This window comes from Streptomyces sp. NBC_01546, from assembly GCF_045208355.1.
Lineage (GTDB): Bacteria > Actinomycetota > Actinomycetes > Streptomycetales > Streptomycetaceae > Streptomyces.
Genome location: NZ_CP109379.1, coordinates 2,813,649 through 2,831,280, shown reverse-complemented (window position 1 = coordinate 2,831,280; position 17,632 = coordinate 2,813,649). Strand labels below are relative to the sequence as shown.

The following is a 17,632-nucleotide window of genomic DNA, read 5'->3' as shown; positions in this document are numbered from 1 at the left end:
TTCTCCTGGATGCGGGGGAGTGGATACGAACAGCGGTCTTGGGTACTGAGACGGCCGGTACTGCGGAGACGGCTTACGAGGGTTACTTCTGCCGCTTGTAGAACGGCAGGGCCACGACCTCGTACGGCTCATGCGTACCGCGAATGTCCACGCCGACACCGGAGGTGCCGGGCGCGGCGTGCGCCGCGTCGACGTACGCCATCGCGATCGGCTTGCCCAGCGTCGGCGACGGGGCGCCCGAGGTGACCTCGCCGATGACCTGGCCGTCCGCCACGACGGGGAAACCGGCGCGCGGGACGCGGCGGCCCTCGGCGATCAGGCCGACCAGCTTGCGCGGCGGGTTCGAGGCGGCGCGCTCGGCGGCGGCCTCCAGCGCGGCACGGCCGACGAAGTCCCCCTCCTTCTCGAACTTCACGACCCGGCCCAGCCCCGCGTCGAAGGGGGTGAGCGAGGTGGTCAGCTCGTGCCCGTACAGCGGCATGCCCGCCTCCAGGCGCAGGGTGTCGCGGCAGGACAGACCGGCCGGGACCAGGCCGACGCCCTCGCCCGCCTTGGCCAGCGCCTGCCACAGCTCCACGGCGTGCTCGGGGGCGACGAACAGCTCGAAGCCGTCCTCGCCGGTGTAGCCCGTACGGGCGATCAGCGCGGGGACCCCGGCCACCGTGCCCGGCAGACCGGCGTAGTACTTGAGCCCGTCCAGGTCGGCATCGGTGAGCGAGGCGAGGATGCCGGGGGACTCCGGACCCTGGACGGCGATCAGCGCGTACGCGTCGCGGTCGTCGCGGACCTCGGCGTCGAAGCCGGCGGCGCGCTCGGTCAGGGCGTCCAGGACGACCTGGGCGTTGGAGGCGTTGGCGACGACCATGAACTCGGTCTCACCGAGGCGGTAGACGATCAGGTCGTCGACGATCCCGCCGTCTTCCTGGCAGATGTGCGTGTAGCGGGCACGGCCGACGCCGACGGTGGAGATGTTGCCGACCAGCGCGTAGTCCAGAACCTTGACGGCCTCCGGGCCGGTCAGGGTGATCTCGCCCATGTGGGACAGATCGAAGAGACCGGCCTTGGTGCGTACGGCGTTGTGCTCGTCGCGCTCACTGCCGTACCGCAGGGGCATGTCCCAGCCCGCGAAGTCGGTCATGGTCGCACCGAGCGAGCGGTGCAGCGCATCGAGGGCGGTCAGACGGGGGGCAGTGCTCATGGGTGTGGCTCCCGAGTCCCAGGGCATGACATGACGAGGAGGGTCCTCCCCATCTGTCATCGGAACCTGAGAGGTTCGCCGCGAGTGCCCCGGTTGCCAGGGATCGTCGGCTTGCACCTTGGGTGGAGCTGTCGAACAGCTCGCTTTTCAGATCTGCCTCATCCACGCGGTACGGGGCCTGAGAGATTCAAGGGAGGTTCTTGCTCCTTCGGCGCCCGAGCACGGCCTTGCGGCGTGCCGGGACTCTCCCGCGCGGATTCAAGCGGCCGGTATGCAGTTGGTCCAGATGGCGCACATCATTGCACGCCACCGTGGTGATCGGGTGTGGGGCCCCGAAAGTTCGTACGGGGACCGGGAGGGCGGACCGGAACCGGGGCTGCCGGATTACCGTCTCTTTACACTCAGTGGGCAAGGGTCCTGGTGGCCCGATTCGGGGGAGGCGAACACTGTGCGGAGATTCGGAGTAGTGGCGGCTACGGGGACCGTGGACGCGGTGCCTGCGCAGCGCGGTGCCTGCGCCGGCCCCGGCCGGGTACGTGACCTGCGCGGGGCCGGGGCGCGGGGGGCGCGCCGGCTCGGCTTCGCGCAGGGGGACATCGTCGTGGTGTCCGGCCTGCCGGGCGGCGGCAAGAGCACGCTGATCAAGAGGGCGGCCGGCGAGGGCGGCGCGATCGACTCCCAGGACACGCGAGAGCGCTGGGAGCGGCGGATGCCGGGCGGGCTGCCGTACGGGGTGTACCGGCCGCTGGTGCGGGCCGCGCACTACTGGGGGCTGTGGCGGACCCTGCGCTCCGGAGCCTCGGTGGTCGTCCACGACTGCGGTACCCAGGCCTGGGTACGGGGCCTGCTCGCGGCGGCCGCGCGCCGCCGGGGCCGGGCGCTGCACCTGCTGCTCCTGGACAGCAGCCCGGAGGAAGCGCTGTCCGGCCAGGCGGCGCGGGGGCGCCGGGTGACGGCGTACGCCTTCGCCCGCCACCGGGGTGCGGTGACCCGCCTGCTGCGCGAAGCGGAAGCCGGCCGCCCCCCGGCGGGCTGCGCCTCGGTCACCCTCCTGGACCGTCCCTCGGCTGCCGCCGTCGCCCGCATCACGTTCCACAGCTGATCGCCGTTGCCGGGCTCAAGACCGGGCAGTGCGCTTTGAGGCTTACGCCGGCCAAGTCCAGCCCCGCCGGCGTTTGAGATGGGGGTCCCCCCGGATGGAGTCTGGGGGAGGGTCTGGGGCGGAGCCCGAGCAGCGGACCCGCACCGATAACCTCGGGCACGACATCGGCGGGACCCAAGACGGAGGCAGGGGCACATGCAAGGCGGCGGCTGGCCGGGGAATGAGCTGGAGCAGGTGCTCGGGGCGGCGCTCGGGCAGCCGGATGCCGGGGGGCGGATCCTGGAGGTGCTCGGACGCAGCATGGTCTGGGTGCCCCTGCCCGGCGGCGGCGGCCCGGACGCCGAGAGCCTCGACCTGCCCACCATGGACATCGGCGGGGCGGCGTACGTCCCCGTCTACAGCTCCGAGGCCCAGTTCCGCTACTGCGTCGGCCCCGGCATGGACTTCGCCGTGGCCCCCGCCGTCGAGTTCGCCCGCGGCCTGCCCCCGCAGCTCGGCATCGCCCTCAACCCCGAGGGCGCCGTCGGCGTCCCCCTGCCCCCGCAGGCCGTCGCGGAGCTGTGCCGCACCGGGCGGACCCCGCTCGACGGCCCGTCCACCGGCGGTCGGGTCCGGCTCTACGAGCCCGACTGGCAGGAGGACCCGGTGGACTTCCTGGCCGCCGCGGCCGAGGAGTTCCGTACCGCCGGTGTGGTCACGGCCGCCTACCGCTGCCTCGCCAGCGTCGAGGGCGGGGAGCCGGAACTGTTCATCGGTGTCCGCCTGGTGGGATGGGAGCCTGAGATGCGGAATGCCCCGATGGAGGCCCTCGGCCGGGCCCTGGCCCGGGTCCCGGCGCCCTGGCCCGTGCAGTTGATCCTCCTGGACGCCGCCCAGGACCCGGTCACGGACTGGATTCGTGAGCGCGTACGCCCCTTCTACCTCCCGTAGGGCCGCTTAAGCTGGGTACGCGTGGACGACGGGCGGACGAAGAGGGGTACCGGGTGAGTGCGTCAGGCACGGCCGCGGCCGGGCAGGTCGAGCACATGCTGCGCCAGGTGACTCCCGGGCGCTATGAGAGCTACGAGTCACTTCTGCATGCCCTTTCCGAGGGCCGGCTGTGGATGCTGCTCTGGCAGGGGCAGCCGGGTTCCCCCGATGCCCAGTACGGCGGCATGGAGGTCGAGAGCCTCGGCTACGCGCCCTGCGTGACCTCCCCGCAGGAGCTGGCCGCCAGCGGCTGGAACCGGGGCTACGAGGTGGTCACCGGGCGGGACATCGCCCGCGCGCTCTACCCGGACCGCTGGGGCCTGTGGCTCAACCCGCACGCCCAGGGCGGCGGCATCGGCATCCCGTGGGCCGACCTGCGCCGGATCGCGACCGGCCTGGACCGGATGCCCGCCGGGCCGCTGCGGCTGTCCGAGCCCACCCTCGAGCTCCCGCAGTTCTACGGGCTGCTCACCCAGCACGCGCACCGCACCCCGGCCGTCCGGTCGCTGCGCCGCGCCTGGGTGCAGCCCGCGCTCGGGTCCCCGTACCTCGCGGTCGGGCTGGACCTGTACGACGCCTCCGCGCCCGCGCTGGAATCCGTACGGGAGATGATGCGCCAGTCGGTCGGCGTGGTCCCCGAGGGCGTCCCGGTGTGCACGGTCGCGCTGGCGGACGAACACGACCCCGTCGCGATGTGGCTGCGCGCGCAGACCCGCCCGTTCTACGACCGCGAGGGCCAGGCGCCGCCCTACTGACCGGCACCGCCTGACTGCCGCAGGCCTCTCGCCCCCCTTTTCCAGACATCCGCATATTGAGACATCCATCTCGAAGGCCGCACCGGACCCATAGGTGCGGCCTTCGGCATATCCACCGAATGCGCCCAAGAACCGTACCCGAAATGGCAGTTGGGCCGGATGTCCGTTCCGCGCCGAAGGGGCGGTGTTTCACCGCTCAACAGAGCGCGTGGTTCGGATAACGGAAGGTGGCGGCGCAGATCACGGTTGCGCATCACATCCCCGGCAGGTCTGGCGGCCGATTGAGAGGGCGTTGAAGACTCCCCCCACCGAAGGCCGGTCAATCTGACAATCACCAGCCCTTCACGTGCACTTCAGGCGCATTTCGCGCCAATCGCACCATCAAGTGACGCCGAAAGAAACAAGCCGCCACAGCGGCGGGCATGGGCCGGCCACCGTCGGCCGAGAGGGGTCCCCACCACGATGACGGCACCACTGCACGACACCAGCGCGGCCGAGCCCGCAGCCGTGGACGCCCCCGGAGTTCCCCAGAAGGCGATCGAGGGACGCTCGCCGTGGCAGATCGCCTGGCTGCGCCTCAAGCGTGACAAGGTCGCCCTGGCCGGCGGTGTCATCGTGCTCCTGCTGATCCTCGTCGCGATCTTCGCGCCGCTGATCGTCAAGGCCTTCGGCCACCCGCCGGAGGAGCTGCACGAGGACCTGCTGGACCCGCTGCTCGGCCTGCCGGCCGGCGACTGGGGCGGTATGAGCGGGGACTTCCTGCTGGGCGTAGAGCCGGTCAACGGACGCGACGTTTTCAGCCGGATCGTCTACGGCGCCCGGATCTCGCTGCTGGTCGCCTTCCTGTCCGCCTTCGTGGCGGTCTCGCTGGGCACCTTCTTCGGCATCATCGCGGGCTACTTCGGCGGCTGGATCGACGCGGCGATCAGCCGCGTGATGGACCTGCTGCTGGCCTTCCCGCAACTGCTCTTCATCATCGCGCTGATCTCCGTCATCCCCAGCAAGCTGTGGGGCTTCGAGGGATCGGGCCTGCGGATCGCCGTGCTGGTGCTGGTCATCGGCTTCTTCGGCTGGCCCTACATCGGCCGCATCGTGCGCGGGCAGACCCTGTCACTGCGCGAGCGCGAGTACGTCGAAGCCGCGCGCAGCCTCGGCGCGGGCCGCATGTACATCCTCTTCCGCGAACTGCTCCCGAACCTGGTGGCGCCCATCACCGTCTACTCGACGCTGATGATCCCCACCAACGTGCTGACCGAGGCCGCTCTGAGCTTCCTCGGAGTCGGCGTCAAGCCGCCCACGCCGTCCTGGGGAGAAACCCTCTCCACGGCCGTGCGGACCTACGAGGACGATCCGCTCTTCATGATCTTCCCCGGCGTAGCGATCTTCATCACCGTGCTGGCCTTCAACCTCTTCGGCGACGGCGTCCGTGACGCCCTCGACCCGAAGGGCTCCCGCTAGCCATCGCAGGGCACACCAGGAACCGGCTTCGAGCCGTACGTACACCGTAACTACAACGGAGGGTTGCGAGCATCGTGACTACCCATCGCACGTCGAAGCGCAGGCTTGCCGCTGGCACAGCCGTCGTGCTCGCGGTCATGCTGACCGCGACCGCCTGTGGCGGAGACGAGAAGCAGGACGACAAGGCGGCGTCCGCCGGCGGCTTCAACGCCGGCATCGGCAAGATCTCCAACGCGTCGGACAAGAAGGGCGGCGAGCTCAAGTTCGTCGGTACCCAGGAAGCCGACTCGTGGGACCCGCAGCGCGGTTACTACGGCTTCATGTGGGACTTCTCCCGCTACTACACCCGTCAGCTGGTCAGCTACAAGGCGGCCCCGGGTGAGCAGAGCACCGAGCTCGTCCCCGACCTGGCCACCGCCAAGGCCGAGATCAGCGACGGCGGCAAGACGTACAAGTACACCCTCAAGGACAACGTGACCTGGGAGGACGGCACTCCCATCACCGCCCAGGACATCAAGTACGGCATCGAGCGCACCTGGGCCCAGGACGTCATCTCCGGCGGCCCGGTCTACCTGATGCAGGTCCTCGACCCGAAGACCGAGTACCCGGGCCCGTACAAGGACACCGCCCCGGACAAGCTCGGCCTCAAGGCGATCGAGACCCCGGACGCGAAGACCATCGTCTTCAAGCTCCCGGCGGCCAACGGTGACTTCGAGCAGATGCTGGCCATGCCGGCGGCGAGCCCGGTCAAGCAGGACAAGGACACGGCGGCCAAGTACGGCCTGAAGCCCTTCTCGAGCGGCCCGTACAAGATCGACTCGTACGAGCCCAACAAGAGCATGAAGCTCTCGCGCAACGAGAACTGGAAGCCCGAGTCGGACACCATCCGCAAGGCGCTCCCGGACTCCGTCTCGGTCACGTTCATGGCGAACGCGGACGACATGGACAAGCGCCTGATGAACGGCGAGTTCGACCTGGACCTCAACGCGACCGGCATCGGCCAGGCGGCCCGCGCCACCGCGCTGAAGGACCACAAGGGCAACCTGGACAACGGCCAGACCGGCTTCATCCGGTACGCCGTGTTCCCGCAGACCGTCGCGCCGCTCGACAACATCGAGTGCCGCAAGGCCATCATCTACGCGGCCGACAAGAAGTCCCTGCAGACCGCCCGCGGCGGCCCGCAGGCCGGTGGCGACATCGCCCCCAACATGCTCCCGCTGGGCATCAAGGGCTCCGACGGCAAGTACGACCCGTTCGAGGTCCTGAAGAACGAGGGCAAGCCGAACGTCGAGAAGGCCAAGGAGGCCCTCAAGGCCTGCGGCAAGCCGGAAGGCTTCAAGACCACCATCGCGGTCCGCAACAACAAGCCGGTCGAGGTCGCCACGGCCGTCTCCCTGCAGAACGCCCTGAAGCAGGTCGGCATCGAGGCCGACGTCGACCAGTTCGACGGCGCCCAGACCTCCGGCATCATCGGTTCGCCGAAGGTCGTCAAGGAGAAGGGCTACGGCATCATCATCATGGGCTGGGGCGCCGACTTCCCGACCGGGCAGGGCTTCTCCCAGCCGCTGGTCGACGGCCGCTTCATCCTGCAGAGCGGCAACAACAACTTCTCCGAGCTGAACGACCCGGCGATCAACAAGCTGTTCGACGAGGCCATCGCGGAGACCGACCCGGCCAAGGCCGGCGACATCTACAAGCAGATGAACCAGAAGGTCTCGGAGGCCGCGGTCTACCTGCCCTTCGTCTACGACAAGACGATCACCTGGCGCAGCTCCCGGCTGACGAACGCCTACACCTCCGACGCCTACAACGGCCGGTACGACTACGCGTCGCTCGGCGTCACGAAGTAACGGTTCGCCAGTCAGTCGCAGTAGCTAGTCCCCGTTTCAGTTCCAGTGTTCCAGTGCCACACCCGCTAGGCACGAAGGGCAGGTGATGGCCGCGGTTTCGGCTTGGGGGCGCTCTCCAGAAGGGGGCGCCCCCGGGCCGCAGCCAGGCCGAGCGCAGTGCTTGCATATCTCATCCGACGGATCTTCGCCGTCATCGTCATGCTGTTGGTCATCTCGCTGGTGACCTTCGGAATCTTCTTCCTCTTCCCGAAGCTGATCGGGACGGATCCGGCGCTGTACTTCGTCGGGAAGCAGTCCGACCCCGCCGCCATCGAGGGCATCCGGCAGAAGATGGGTCTCGACGACCCGATCCTCGTCCAGTTCGGCAAGTTCGTCGTCGGGCTGGTGGCGGGTCGTACGTACGCCAACGGCTCCGACGTCACGCAATGCGCCGCGCCCTGCTTCGGCTACTCCTTCAAGACCGAGCAGGAGGTGTGGCCGCTGCTGCTGGACTGGCTGCCGGTCACCCTGTCGCTCGCCGCCGGCGCCGTCGTGCTCTGGGTCATCGGCGGTGTCGCCACCGGCGTCATCTCCGCCCTCAAGCGCGGTACGGTCCTGGACCGTTCGGCGATGGGTGTCGCCCTCGCCGGCGTCTCCCTCCCGATCTACTTCACGGGCATGCTCTTCATCGCCTTCTTCTCCGACCAGCTCGGCTGGTTCGGGCGTCCCGAGGCGACGTTCGCCGACGATCCGGGCAAGTGGTTCAACGGCATGATCCTGCCGTGGGTCTCGCTCGCCTTCCTCTACGCGGCGATGTACGCGCGGCTCACCCGCGCGACCATGCTCGAGGTCCTCAACGAGGACTACATCCGCACCGCCCGCGCCAAGGGCCTGACGGAACCCGTCGTCATCGGCAAGCACGCCATGCGCTCCACGATGACACCGATCCTGACCGTCCTCGGCCTGGACCTCGGCGCCCTGATGGGCGGCGCGGTGCTGACCGAGTCCACCTTCTCGCTGCACGGCCTCGGCTACAGCGCGGTCCGCGCCATCAGCGACCACGACCTGCCGGTCATCCTGGGCATCACCCTGATCTCCGCCTTCTTCGTCGTCGCCGCGAACCTCATCGTTGACCTCATGTACGCGGTGATCGACCCCCGAGTGAGGCTGTCATGACCGATCTCACCAAGACCGGAGCTCTGAACGAGCCGGTCGCCGGTACGCGGCCCTCCACCGCCTTCCTCGAGGTCCGCGACCTCAAGGTGCACTTCCCGACCGAGGACGGACTGGTCAAGTCGGTCGACGGACTCTCCTTCACGCTGGAGAAGGGCAAGACCCTCGGCATCGTGGGCGAGTCCGGCTCCGGCAAGTCGGTCACCTCGCTCGGCATCATGGGCCTGCACCGCGTGGGCCAGTACGGCCGCCAGCGGGCCAGGATCTCCGGCGAGATCTGGCTGAACGGCAAGGAGCTGCTCTCCGCCGACGAGGACGAGGTGCGCAAGCTGCGCGGCCGGGAGATCGCGATGATCTTCCAGGACCCGCTGTCGGCGATGCACCCCTACTTCACCATCGGCAAGCAGATCGCCGAGGCCTACCGGGTCCACAACAAGGTCGACAAGAAGGTCGCGCGCACGCGGGCCATCGAGCTCCTCGACCGCGTGGGCATCCCCGAGCCGCACAAGCGGGTCGACAGCTACGCGCACGAGTTCTCCGGCGGCATGCGCCAGCGCGCCATGATCGCGATGGCACTGGTCAACAACCCCGAGCTGCTCATCGCGGACGAGCCGACGACCGCCCTGGACGTCACCGTCCAGGCGCAGATCCTCGACCTCATCCGGGACCTCCAGCAGGAGTTCGGCTCTGCGGTCATCATGATCACGCACGACCTCGGCGTGGTCGCCGAGATGGCCGACGAACTCCTCGTGATGTACGGCGGCCGGTGCGTCGAGCGGGGCACGGCGGAGAAGGTCTTCTACGAACCCCGGCACCCGTACACCTGGGGCCTGCTGGGCTCGATGCCGCGCATCGACCGCGAACAGACCGAGCGCCTCATCCCGGTCAAGGGTTCGCCGCCCAGCCTCATCAACATCCCGAGCGGCTGTGCCTTCAACCCGCGCTGCCCGTACGCCGACGTACCCAAGGGCAACGTGACCCGCACGGTGCGGCCGGAGCTGGTCGAGGAGGACGGCACCCGCCACTGGTCCGCCTGCCACATGTCGGCCGAGGAGCGGACCCGGATCTGGACCGAAGAGATTGCGCCGAAGCTGTGACCGACATCAAGAAGACGGATCCGGCCGTCATTCCCGCGCAGGCCACGGACTCTCCCGACGCGCCTGAGCTGCTGCTCAAGGTCTCCGGTCTGACGAAGCACTTCCCCATCACCAAGGGGCTGCTGCGGCGGCAGGCGGGCGCGGTCAAGGCCGTCGACGGCATCGACTTCGACGTCCGGCGCGGTGAGACCCTGGGCATCGTCGGCGAGTCCGGCTGCGGCAAGTCGACCATGGGCCGGCTGATCACGCGGCTGCTCGAACCGACCGGCGGCACCGTCGAGTTCGAGGGCAAGGACATCACCCACCTCGGCGTCGCCGGGATGCGGCCGATGCGCCGCGACATCCAGATGATCTTCCAGGACCCGTACGGTTCGCTGAACCCCCGGCACACGGTGGGCACCATCGTCAGCGCGCCGTTCAAGCTCCAGGGGGTCACTCCGGAGGGCGGGCTCAAGGCGGAGGTGCAGCGGCTGCTGTCTCTGGTGGGCCTCAACCCCGAGCACTACAACCGCTACCCGCACGAGTTCTCGGGCGGTCAGCGGCAGCGCATCGGCATCGCGCGGGCGCTGGCGCTGAAGCCGAAGCTGGTGGTCGCGGACGAGCCCGTCTCGGCGCTGGACGTGTCGATCCAGGCCCAGGTGGTCAACCTGCTGGACGACCTCCAGGAGGAACTCGGCCTCACGTACGTGATCATCGCGCACGACCTGTCGGTCATCCGGCACGTCTCGGACCGCATCGCGGTGATGTACCTCGGCAAGATCGTGGAGCTGGCGGACAACAAGTCGCTGTACGGGGCGCCGATGCACCCGTACACCACGGCGCTGATGTCGGCCGTGCCGGTGCCGGACCCGCGGCGGCGCGGCGTCAAGAGCGGCCGCATCCTGCTCAAGGGCGACGTGCCGTCGCCGATCTCGCCGCCGAGCGGCTGCCGCTTCCACACGCGGTGCTGGAAGGCCACGCAGATCTGCACGACGCAGGAGCCGCCGCTGCTGGCCCTGAAGACCGGCCACCAGGTGGCCTGCCACCACCCCGAGAACGCCCCCGACCAGGCACCGGGCGACCAGCCCCTGCCGGGCGCGGCGGACGCGGTGGTCACGGTTTCGGAGTAGCGGACGAAACCGAGGGCGGGGCTGGATCCTTCCAGCCCCGCCGGCGTTTGTGGGGTGGGGTGGGGTGGGGTGGGGTGGGGGGGGTGGGGTGCGGGGCGGAGCTCCACGTCCTGGACCCGCACGGGCCCCGGCGGCCCGAGCCCCGGCACGGGGCGGGCACGCCACAGGCGACAATGAGCCGGTGCTCCACGATCTCTTCCCGCCCGGGGTCCAGCATGCCTTGGACCTCGCCGGCATCTTCGTCTTCGCCACGGCGGGCTCCCTGCTCGCCGTCCGCAAGAACTTCGACGTCTTCGGCATCGCCGTCCTCGCCCTGGTCACCGCCCTCGGCGGCGGCCTCTTCCGCGACCTCGTCATCGGCGCCGTCCCCCCGGCCGCCTTCGGCGAGCTCAGCTTCTTCGTCACCCCGTTGGTCGCCGCCGCGCTCGTCTTCTTCCTGCACCCCGAGGTCCAGCGGATCAACCGGGCCATCAACGTCTTCGACGCCGCCGGCCTCGCGCTGTTCTGCGTGACGGGCACGACCAAGGCCTACGAGTACGGCCTCGGCCTCACCGCGTCCGCCGCGCTGGGCCTCGCCACGGCCGTCGGCGGTGGCGTACTGCGCGACGTACTCGCCAACGAGGTGCCCTCGCTGCTGCGCGACCGCGAGATGTACGCCGTGCCCGCCACCGTCGGCGCCGCGATGGTCGCCGTCTTCATCGCCCTGGACTCCCTCAACGCCTTCACCACCGGCCTCGCGATCGTCACGACGTTCGTCATGCGCCTGCTCGCGATGCGCTACCACTGGCGGGCACCCCTGGCCTGGAACCGCCGCTCGTCGGTGGCCGAAGAGCCGTAACAAAAGAAAGCTACCGCTTAGTAGCAACCGGGTGTACCGTCGGTTTCATGTCACACGCAGCTGCCCAGGCAACCATCGGCGACAGCGAGTTCGACCGCGACACCACCATCACCGCGCGCGCGGACGAGCCCGGGGTGTACGACGCGGAGCTCTCCTCCGGATGGACGATCATCAGCGCCGTCAATGGCGGATACCTGCTGGCCCTGGTCGGCCGGGCCCTGTCGGCGGCCCTGCCGCACCCGGACCCCTTCACCGTCTCCGCGCACTACCTGACCTCCTCCGTGCCCGGCCCCGCCGTGATCCGCACGCAGGTGGTACGGATGGGCCGCACCCTCTCCACGGGCCAGGCCTCGCTGTTCCAGTACGACGAGAGCGGCGCCGAGATCGAGCGCATCCGCGTCCTCGCCTCCTACGGCGACCTCTCCGCCCTGCCCGACGACGTACGGACCGCGGCGCTGCCGCCCGTCATGCCGTCCTACGAGGACTGCATCGGCCCCGAGGCCGGCCCGGCCCCGATCCCCGGGAGCTCCGCGATCGTGGACCGGCTCCGGCTGCGGCTGGACCCCGCGACCGCGGGCTGGGCCCTCGGCGCGCCCTCGGGCAAGGGCGAGATGCGGGCCTGGTTCGAGCTGGCCGACGGCCGCGACGCCGACCCGCTGTCCATGCTCCTGGCGGTGGACGCACTGCCGCCGACCTCCTTCGACCTCGGCCTGATCGGCTGGACCCCGACCGTGGAGCTCACCACCCACATCCGGCGCCGCCCGGCCCCGGGCCCGCTCCGGGTCGCCATCACCACCCGCAACCTGGCCGGCGGCTTCCTCGAGGAGGACGCCGAGGTATGGGACTCGGCCGACCACCTGGTCGCCCAGTCCCGCCAGCTCGCCCGCGCACCTCGCACCTGACGGGCGGGGCAAGGGCGGCCCCGGCGGACTCGTAGAATCGGGGGATCATGGCCTACCTCGACCACGCTGCCACCACCCCGATGCTGCCGGAGGCCGCTGCGGCGATGACCGCGCAGTTCGCCGCCACGGGGAACGCGTCCTCCCTGCACGCCGCCGGCCGCCGGGCGCGCCGAACCGTCGAGGAGGCCCGCGAGGCCCTCGCCGACGCGATCGGCGCCCGCCCGAGCGAGGTGGTCTTCACCGCCGGCGGCACGGAGGCCGACAACCTCGCCGTCAAGGGCCTCTACTGGGCCCGCCGGGACGCCGACCCCGCCAGGACCCGGGTCCTGGCCAGCCCCGTCGAGCACCACGCCGTGCTCGACGCGGTCCACTGGCTCGCCGAGCACGAGGGCGCGCAGGTCGAGTACCTGCCCGTCGACCGCTACGGGCGGGTGCACACGGACGCCTTCCGGGAGGCGGTGGAGCGCAACCCCGACGACGTGGCCCTGGCCACCGTGATGTGGGCCAACAACGAGATCGGCACCGTCATGCCGGTCCGCGAACTGGCCGCCGTCGCCCGCGAACACGGCATCCCGCTGCACTCCGACGCCGTCCAGGCCTTCGGGCAGCTCGACGTCTCCTTCGGCGACAGCGGCCTCGCCGCCATGACCGTCAGCGGTCACAAGGTCGGCGGCCCGTACGGCATCGGAGCCCTGCTGCTGGGCCGCGACCAGAGCCCCGTCCCCGTACTGCACGGCGGCGGCCAGGAGCGGCACGTCCGCTCCGGCACCCTCGACGTGCCGGCCATCGCGGCGTTCGCCGTGGCCGCCGTCCTCGCCGCCGAGCGGCGCGAACGGTTCGTCACCGAGATCGGCGGCCTGCGCGACGAGCTGATCGCCGCCGTCCGCGCGGCCGTTCCGGACGCCGTCCTCGGCGGAGACCCCGACGACCGGCTCCCGGCCAACGCCCACTTCAGCTTCCCCGGCTGCGAGGGCGACTCCCTCCTGCTGCTGCTCGACGCACAGGGCATCGAGTGCTCCACGGGCTCCGCCTGCACCGCCGGCGTGGCTCAGCCGAGCCACGTCCTGCTGGCGACCGGCACCGACCCCCAGCTGGCCCGCGGCACCCTGCGCTTCTCCCTGGGCCACACCTCCACCAAGGACGACGTCGCCGCCCTGGCGGCGGCCATCGGCCCGGCCGTGGAACGGGCCCGCACGGCGGGCCTCAGCTAGGCCCTGTCCGGGCCTGGTTCGACTGGGCGGACTGGCCCGGCTGGTTCGACAGGGCCTCGCCGACCATGCGTATGTACCGGTCCCAGTCCCAGTGGCGGCCCGGGTCCGTGTGGTCGGCGCCCGGAACCTCGGAGTGGCCGACTATGTGCTTGCGGTCCGCCGGAATGCCGTATCTGCGGCAGACGTCGGCCGCCAGCCGGGCCGAGGCCGCGTACATCGCGTCCGTGAAGTCCTGCGGCCGGTCGACGAAGCCCACGTGCTCGATGCCGACGCTGCGCTCGTTCATCGAGCGGTTCCCCGCGTGGAACGCCACATCCAGCTCGCGCACCATCTGCTCTATGTGGCCGTCCCCGCGCACGATGTAGTGGGCCGAGGCCTTGTGCCAGGGGTTCTTGAACGCGTCCACGGAGGATTCGAAGCCGCCCTGTGTGACATGGACGACGATCCGGTCCACCCGGTAGTCGTCGGGCCGGTCCGCCAGCCGCCAGTTCGCGGGCGAAGCCGCCGTCCAGCTCGCGCCGGCGTGGTCCAGCTCGCCCTCCTTGCGCGGCTTGCTCACCCCGGGCACCAGCCACCACGCGCGCCCGATCTCCTGACGCCCGGCGAATGCCGCGACCGTGAAGATCCCGAGCCCGCCGAAGAGCACCGCCCTGCGGGTCCTGCCCGGAGACTTCTTCCCCTGCTCCACCATGTGATCCACCCCCCACAGCCGATAACGCGCAGTGACCCCGCGCGGTTCCCCGTACTCTGGACGGTGCTATGACTGAGAACCTGCCGCGCACCGCCCGCCCACTCCGCGTCCTGGCCGCCATGTCAGGTGGCGTGGACTCCGCCGTCGCCGCCGCCCGCGCCGTGGAAGCCGGGCACGACGTGACCGGCGTCCACCTCGCGCTCTCCGCGAACCCGCAGTCCTTCCGGACCGGCGCCCGCGGCTGCTGCACCATCGAGGACTCCCGCGACGCCCGCCGCGCCGCGGACGTCATCGGCATCCCCTTCTACGTCTGGGACCTCGCCGAGCGCTTCCGCGAGGACGTGGTCGAGGACTTCATCTCCGAGTACGAGGCCGGGCGCACCCCGAACCCCTGCCTGCGCTGCAACGAGAAGATCAAGTTCGCGGCGCTGCTCGACAAGGCCCTCGCCCTCGGCTTCGACGCCGTCTGCACCGGCCACTACGCCACCGTCGTCCTGAACGAGGACGGCTCCCGCGAGCTGCACCGGGCCTCCGACATGGCCAAGGACCAGTCGTACGTCCTCGGCGTCCTCGACGAGAAGCAGCTCGCCCACGCGCTCTTCCCGCTCGGCGACACCCTCACCACCAAGGAAGAGATCCGCGCCGAGGCCGAGGAGCGCGGTCTGGCCGTGGCGAAGAAGCCCGACAGCCACGACATCTGCTTCATCGCCGACGGCGACACCCAGGGCTTCCTCGCGAACCGACTCGGCAAGGCCGAGGGCGACATCGTCGACGAGGCGACCGGCGAGAAGGTCGGCACCCACGAGGGCGCCTTCGGCTTCACCATCGGCCAGCGCAAGGGCCTGCGCATCGGCCACCCCGCCGCCGACGGCAAGCCGCGCTACGTCCTCGACATCTCGCCCGTGAACAACACCGTCACCGTCGGGCCCGTCGAGGCCCTCGACGTCACCGCCCTGACCGCGATCCGCCCCCGCTGGTGCGGATCCACGGCCGCCGCCCCGGGCACCTACACCGCCCAGCTGCGCGCCCACGGCGGCGAGACCGAGGTCTTCGCCGAGCTCGTGGACGGCGAGCTGCGCGTCTCCTTCACCGAGCCGGTCCGCGGCGTGGCCCCCGGCCAGGCGATCGTCCTCTACGACGGCACGCGCGTGGTCGGCTCCGCCACCATCGCGACGACCACCCGGGCCACGGCCGGCGCCTCCGCCTCCGCTTAGGCGACCGTCAGGACGATCTTGCCGGTGGTGCGGCCCTGCTCGCCGATCTCGTGGGCCTTCGCGGCCTGCTCCAGCGGCAGGACCGTGTCGACCAGGGGCTTCAGCAGGCCCCGGTCGGCCAGGGCCGCGATCTCCCGCAGGCCGGCGAGGTCCGGCTCCACCAGGACCCAGGCGGCGTGCACGCCCGCCGTGTCGGCCGGGATGCCGTCCGGGCCCGGCAGGGTCACCAGGTGTCCGCCCGGCTTGATCACCTTCAGCGAGCGCTGCGTGTAGTCCCCGCCGATCGCGTCGATCACCACGTCCATGTCGGCGACCGCCTCCTCGAAGGCCGTGGTGCGGTAGTCGATCACCTCGTCCGCGCCGAGGTCGCGCAGCAGCGCGTGCTTGCCCGCGCTCGCGGTGCCGATCACGTACGCACCGCGGGCCTTGGCGATCTGCACGGCCAGGTGGCCGACCCCGCCGGCCGCCGCGTGCACCAGCACCCGCTGCCCGGCCGACACCCCGGCGGTGTCCACCAGCGCCTGCCAGGCGGTCAGGGCCGCCAGCGGCAGCGCCGCCGCCTGTACGTGGTCGAGCGAGGCGGGCTTGGGGGCGAAGTGCCGCGCGGGGGCCGTCACGTACTCGGCGTACCCGCCGGCCTGCTGCGGGAAGCGGGGCATCCCGTAGACCTCGTCGCCCGCCCGGTACAGGGTCACGCCCGGTCCGACGGCCTCGACGGTGCCCGACACGTCCCAGCCGACCATCGGGACCGGCCCCCAGGGGATCAGGGCGCCGCTCTCGCGGGTCTTCCAGTCCACCGGGTTCACGCCGGCCGCGCGGACCCGTACCAGGATCTCGCCCAGGCCCGGCTCCGGGCGGTCCAGCTCGGTCTCGGTCAGTACCTCGGGTCCGCCCCACTGGCTGACGACGATGGCGCGCATGTGTTTCTCCTCAGGTGCGTTTCGTGCTGCTGTGGAACCAGCTTCGGCTCCGGAGCGAGGTCGTGGTATTGGCCGTCCGGCCACCATGTGACAGAATCTGGCCATGCACCGCATTGCCGTACTCGCCCTCGAAGGCGTCCCTCCTTTCGAGCTCGGGATCCCCTCCCGGGTCTTCGGCAACGCCCTGGACGAGGCCGGGAACCCGCTCTACGAGCTGACCGTCTGCACCGCCGACGGGCAGCCCGTGACCAGTGACGCGGGCTTCACCGTCGGCGTCGCGGCGGGCCCCGAAGCCCTCGCCGCGGCCGACACCGTGATCATCACGCCCACGCACTCCATGGACGAGCTCGCGCACGGCGCGCCCCTGCCGCAGGCCCTGGCCGACGCCCTCGCCGCGATCAAGCCCGGCACCCGGCTGGTCTCCCTGTGCACCGGCTCGTACGTCCTCGCCGCCGCCGGGCTGCTCGACGGCCGGGCCGCCACCACGCACTGGCTGCACGCACCCGAGTTCCAGCGCGGCTTCCCGCGCGTCCGGCTCGACGAGGAGGTGCTCTTCGTCGACGACGGAGACATCCTCACCTCGGCGGGCGTGGCCGCCGGCGTCGACCTCTGCCTGTACATGATCCGCCAGGACCACGGCACGGCCGTGGCCAACCGCGCGGCCCGGCTGTGCGTCGTACCGCCGTGGCGCGACGGCGGCCAGGCCCAGTACATCGACCGGCCGGTCCCCGAACCCACCGTGGCCACGACCACCGCCACCCGCGCCTGGGCCCTGGAACGCCTCGCCGAACCGATCGCGCTGGCCGAGCTCGCCGCCCACGCCCGGATGAGCCTGCGCACCTTCACCCGGCGCTTCCGCGACGAGGTCGGCATGACCCCGGTGCAGTGGCTCACCACCCAACGCCTCGAGATCGCCCGCCACTTGCTGGAGTCCAGCGACCTGCCGGTCGACCTGGTAGCCCACCGGGCCGGCTTCGGCTCGGCTAACTCCTTGCGCCAGCACATGCGTTCCGCCCTCGGCATCTCCCCGATCGCCTACCGGCGCACCTTCCAGCCCGCGTCGGCATGACCCCGGAGGCAATCGAAACCGCGGCCGCGCCCTGACGGACCTGGCTCGGCCACCCGGCGACGGCCACGGCGGCACCGGCCGTGATCGCTCCTAGCGT

At 70.8% G+C, this 17,632-nt stretch carries 16 protein-coding genes and 1 riboswitch; of the genes, 13 read left to right on the top strand and 3 right to left on the bottom strand.

Annotation, left to right across the window (positions count from 1 at the left end):
• Positions 1-82: 82 nt before the first annotated feature.
• The gene (gene gcvT, locus OHA89_RS12510) at positions 83-1,198 is read right to left on the bottom strand and encodes a glycine cleavage system aminomethyltransferase GcvT (protein ID WP_406366171.1); all 1,116 of its coding nucleotides are present in this window, start codon (positions 1,196-1,198) and stop codon (positions 83-85) included.
• A 157-nt stretch (positions 1,199-1,355) separates the two neighbouring features.
• Positions 1,356-1,459: riboswitch (glycine riboswitch) on the bottom strand.
• A 223-nt stretch (positions 1,460-1,682) separates the two neighbouring features.
• Here gcvT and OHA89_RS12505 point away from each other — a divergent pair.
• The 11 genes from OHA89_RS12505 to OHA89_RS12455 all read left to right on the top strand — a co-directional run bounded on the left by OHA89_RS12505 (position 1,683) and on the right by OHA89_RS12455 (position 13,641).
• Positions 1,683-2,300: an AAA family ATPase gene (locus OHA89_RS12505; protein ID WP_257559318.1), complete on the top strand. Its 618-nt coding sequence runs from the start codon at positions 1,683-1,685 to the stop codon at positions 2,298-2,300.
• Between the two features lie 195 nt (positions 2,301-2,495).
• The gene (locus OHA89_RS12500; protein WP_266614846.1) at positions 2,496-3,230 is read left to right on the top strand and encodes an enhanced serine sensitivity protein SseB; all 735 of its coding nucleotides are present in this window, start codon (positions 2,496-2,498) and stop codon (positions 3,228-3,230) included.
• Positions 3,231-3,283: 53 nt separating this feature from the next.
• On the top strand, positions 3,284-4,024 hold the full coding sequence (locus tag OHA89_RS12495) for an enhanced serine sensitivity protein SseB C-terminal domain-containing protein (protein WP_215140180.1): 741 nt from the start codon (positions 3,284-3,286) through the stop codon (positions 4,022-4,024).
• A 462-nt stretch (positions 4,025-4,486) separates the two neighbouring features.
• Positions 4,487-5,482 (top strand): ABC transporter permease, encoded by a 996-nt coding sequence (locus tag OHA89_RS12490; RefSeq protein ID WP_257554057.1) that lies wholly within the window; start codon positions 4,487-4,489, stop codon positions 5,480-5,482.
• A 74-nt stretch (positions 5,483-5,556) separates the two neighbouring features.
• Positions 5,557-7,332, top strand: a complete 1,776-nt coding sequence (locus tag OHA89_RS12485; RefSeq protein ID WP_215140178.1) for an ABC transporter substrate-binding protein — start codon at positions 5,557-5,559, stop codon at positions 7,330-7,332.
• Positions 7,333-7,488: 156 nt separating this feature from the next.
• Positions 7,489-8,487: an ABC transporter permease gene (locus OHA89_RS12480; RefSeq protein ID WP_215140177.1), complete on the top strand. Its 999-nt coding sequence runs from the start codon at positions 7,489-7,491 to the stop codon at positions 8,485-8,487.
• Entirely contained in the window at positions 8,484-9,581 is a 1,098-nt protein-coding gene (locus OHA89_RS12475; protein ID WP_257554056.1) for an ABC transporter ATP-binding protein, read from the top strand. Before OHA89_RS12480 ends, OHA89_RS12475 begins: the two co-directional genes overlap by 4 nt.
• 5 nt (positions 9,582-9,586) lie before the next feature.
• The gene (locus tag OHA89_RS12470; protein WP_374199215.1) at positions 9,587-10,690 is read left to right on the top strand and encodes an ABC transporter ATP-binding protein; all 1,104 of its coding nucleotides are present in this window, start codon (positions 9,587-9,589) and stop codon (positions 10,688-10,690) included.
• Positions 10,691-10,871: 181 nt separating this feature from the next.
• Complete coding sequence (locus tag OHA89_RS12465) at positions 10,872-11,528, top strand: trimeric intracellular cation channel family protein (RefSeq protein ID WP_215140174.1); 657 nt, start codon at positions 10,872-10,874, stop codon at positions 11,526-11,528.
• Positions 11,529-11,575: 47 nt separating this feature from the next.
• Positions 11,576-12,430, top strand: a complete 855-nt coding sequence (locus OHA89_RS12460) for a thioesterase family protein (RefSeq protein WP_257554054.1) — start codon at positions 11,576-11,578, stop codon at positions 12,428-12,430.
• Positions 12,431-12,477: 47 nt separating this feature from the next.
• Complete coding sequence (locus tag OHA89_RS12455) at positions 12,478-13,641, top strand: cysteine desulfurase family protein (protein ID WP_215140172.1); 1,164 nt, start codon at positions 12,478-12,480, stop codon at positions 13,639-13,641.
• Here OHA89_RS12455 and OHA89_RS12450 read toward each other — a convergent pair.
• Positions 13,634-14,332, bottom strand: a complete 699-nt coding sequence (locus tag OHA89_RS12450) for an N-acetylmuramoyl-L-alanine amidase (RefSeq protein WP_215140171.1) — start codon at positions 14,330-14,332, stop codon at positions 13,634-13,636. The genes OHA89_RS12455 and OHA89_RS12450 overlap by 8 nt on opposite strands.
• Before the next feature lie 68 nt (positions 14,333-14,400).
• On the opposite strand from OHA89_RS12450, the gene mnmA reads away from it, so the two are divergent.
• Entirely contained in the window at positions 14,401-15,546 is a 1,146-nt protein-coding gene (gene mnmA / locus OHA89_RS12445; RefSeq protein WP_266614835.1) for a tRNA 2-thiouridine(34) synthase MnmA, read from the top strand.
• Here the strand turns inward: mnmA and OHA89_RS12440 are convergent.
• Positions 15,543-16,466 (bottom strand): NADP-dependent oxidoreductase, encoded by a 924-nt coding sequence (locus tag OHA89_RS12440; RefSeq protein ID WP_266614834.1) that lies wholly within the window; start codon positions 16,464-16,466, stop codon positions 15,543-15,545. The genes mnmA and OHA89_RS12440 overlap by 4 nt on opposite strands.
• 103 nt (positions 16,467-16,569) lie before the next feature.
• On the opposite strand from OHA89_RS12440, the gene OHA89_RS12435 reads away from it, so the two are divergent.
• Positions 16,570-17,535 (top strand): GlxA family transcriptional regulator, encoded by a 966-nt coding sequence (locus OHA89_RS12435; protein WP_266614832.1) that lies wholly within the window; start codon positions 16,570-16,572, stop codon positions 17,533-17,535.
• Positions 17,536-17,632: the final 97 nt, after the last annotated feature.

Bases quoted from the DNA above. Each gene is read 5' to 3' on its own strand.
- gcvT (WP_406366171.1), bottom strand. From the start codon at position 1,198: ATGAGCACTGCCCCCCGTCTGACCGCCCTCGATGCGCTGCACCGCTCG.
- OHA89_RS12500 (WP_266614846.1), top strand. From the start codon at position 2,496: ATGCAAGGCGGCGGCTGGCCGGGGAATGAGCTGGAGCAGGTGCTCGGG.
- OHA89_RS12490 (WP_257554057.1), top strand. From the start codon at position 4,487: ATGACGGCACCACTGCACGACACCAGCGCGGCCGAGCCCGCAGCCGTG.
- OHA89_RS12475 (WP_257554056.1), top strand. From the start codon at position 8,484: ATGACCGATCTCACCAAGACCGGAGCTCTGAACGAGCCGGTCGCCGGT.
- OHA89_RS12460 (WP_257554054.1), top strand. From the start codon at position 11,576: ATGTCACACGCAGCTGCCCAGGCAACCATCGGCGACAGCGAGTTCGAC.
- OHA89_RS12455 (WP_215140172.1), top strand. From the start codon at position 12,478: ATGGCCTACCTCGACCACGCTGCCACCACCCCGATGCTGCCGGAGGCC.
- OHA89_RS12450 (WP_215140171.1), bottom strand. From the start codon at position 14,332: ATGGTGGAGCAGGGGAAGAAGTCTCCGGGCAGGACCCGCAGGGCGGTG.
- mnmA (WP_266614835.1), top strand. From the start codon at position 14,401: ATGACTGAGAACCTGCCGCGCACCGCCCGCCCACTCCGCGTCCTGGCC.
- OHA89_RS12440 (WP_266614834.1), bottom strand. From the start codon at position 16,466: ATGCGCGCCATCGTCGTCAGCCAGTGGGGCGGACCCGAGGTACTGACC.
- OHA89_RS12435 (WP_266614832.1), top strand. From the start codon at position 16,570: ATGCACCGCATTGCCGTACTCGCCCTCGAAGGCGTCCCTCCTTTCGAG.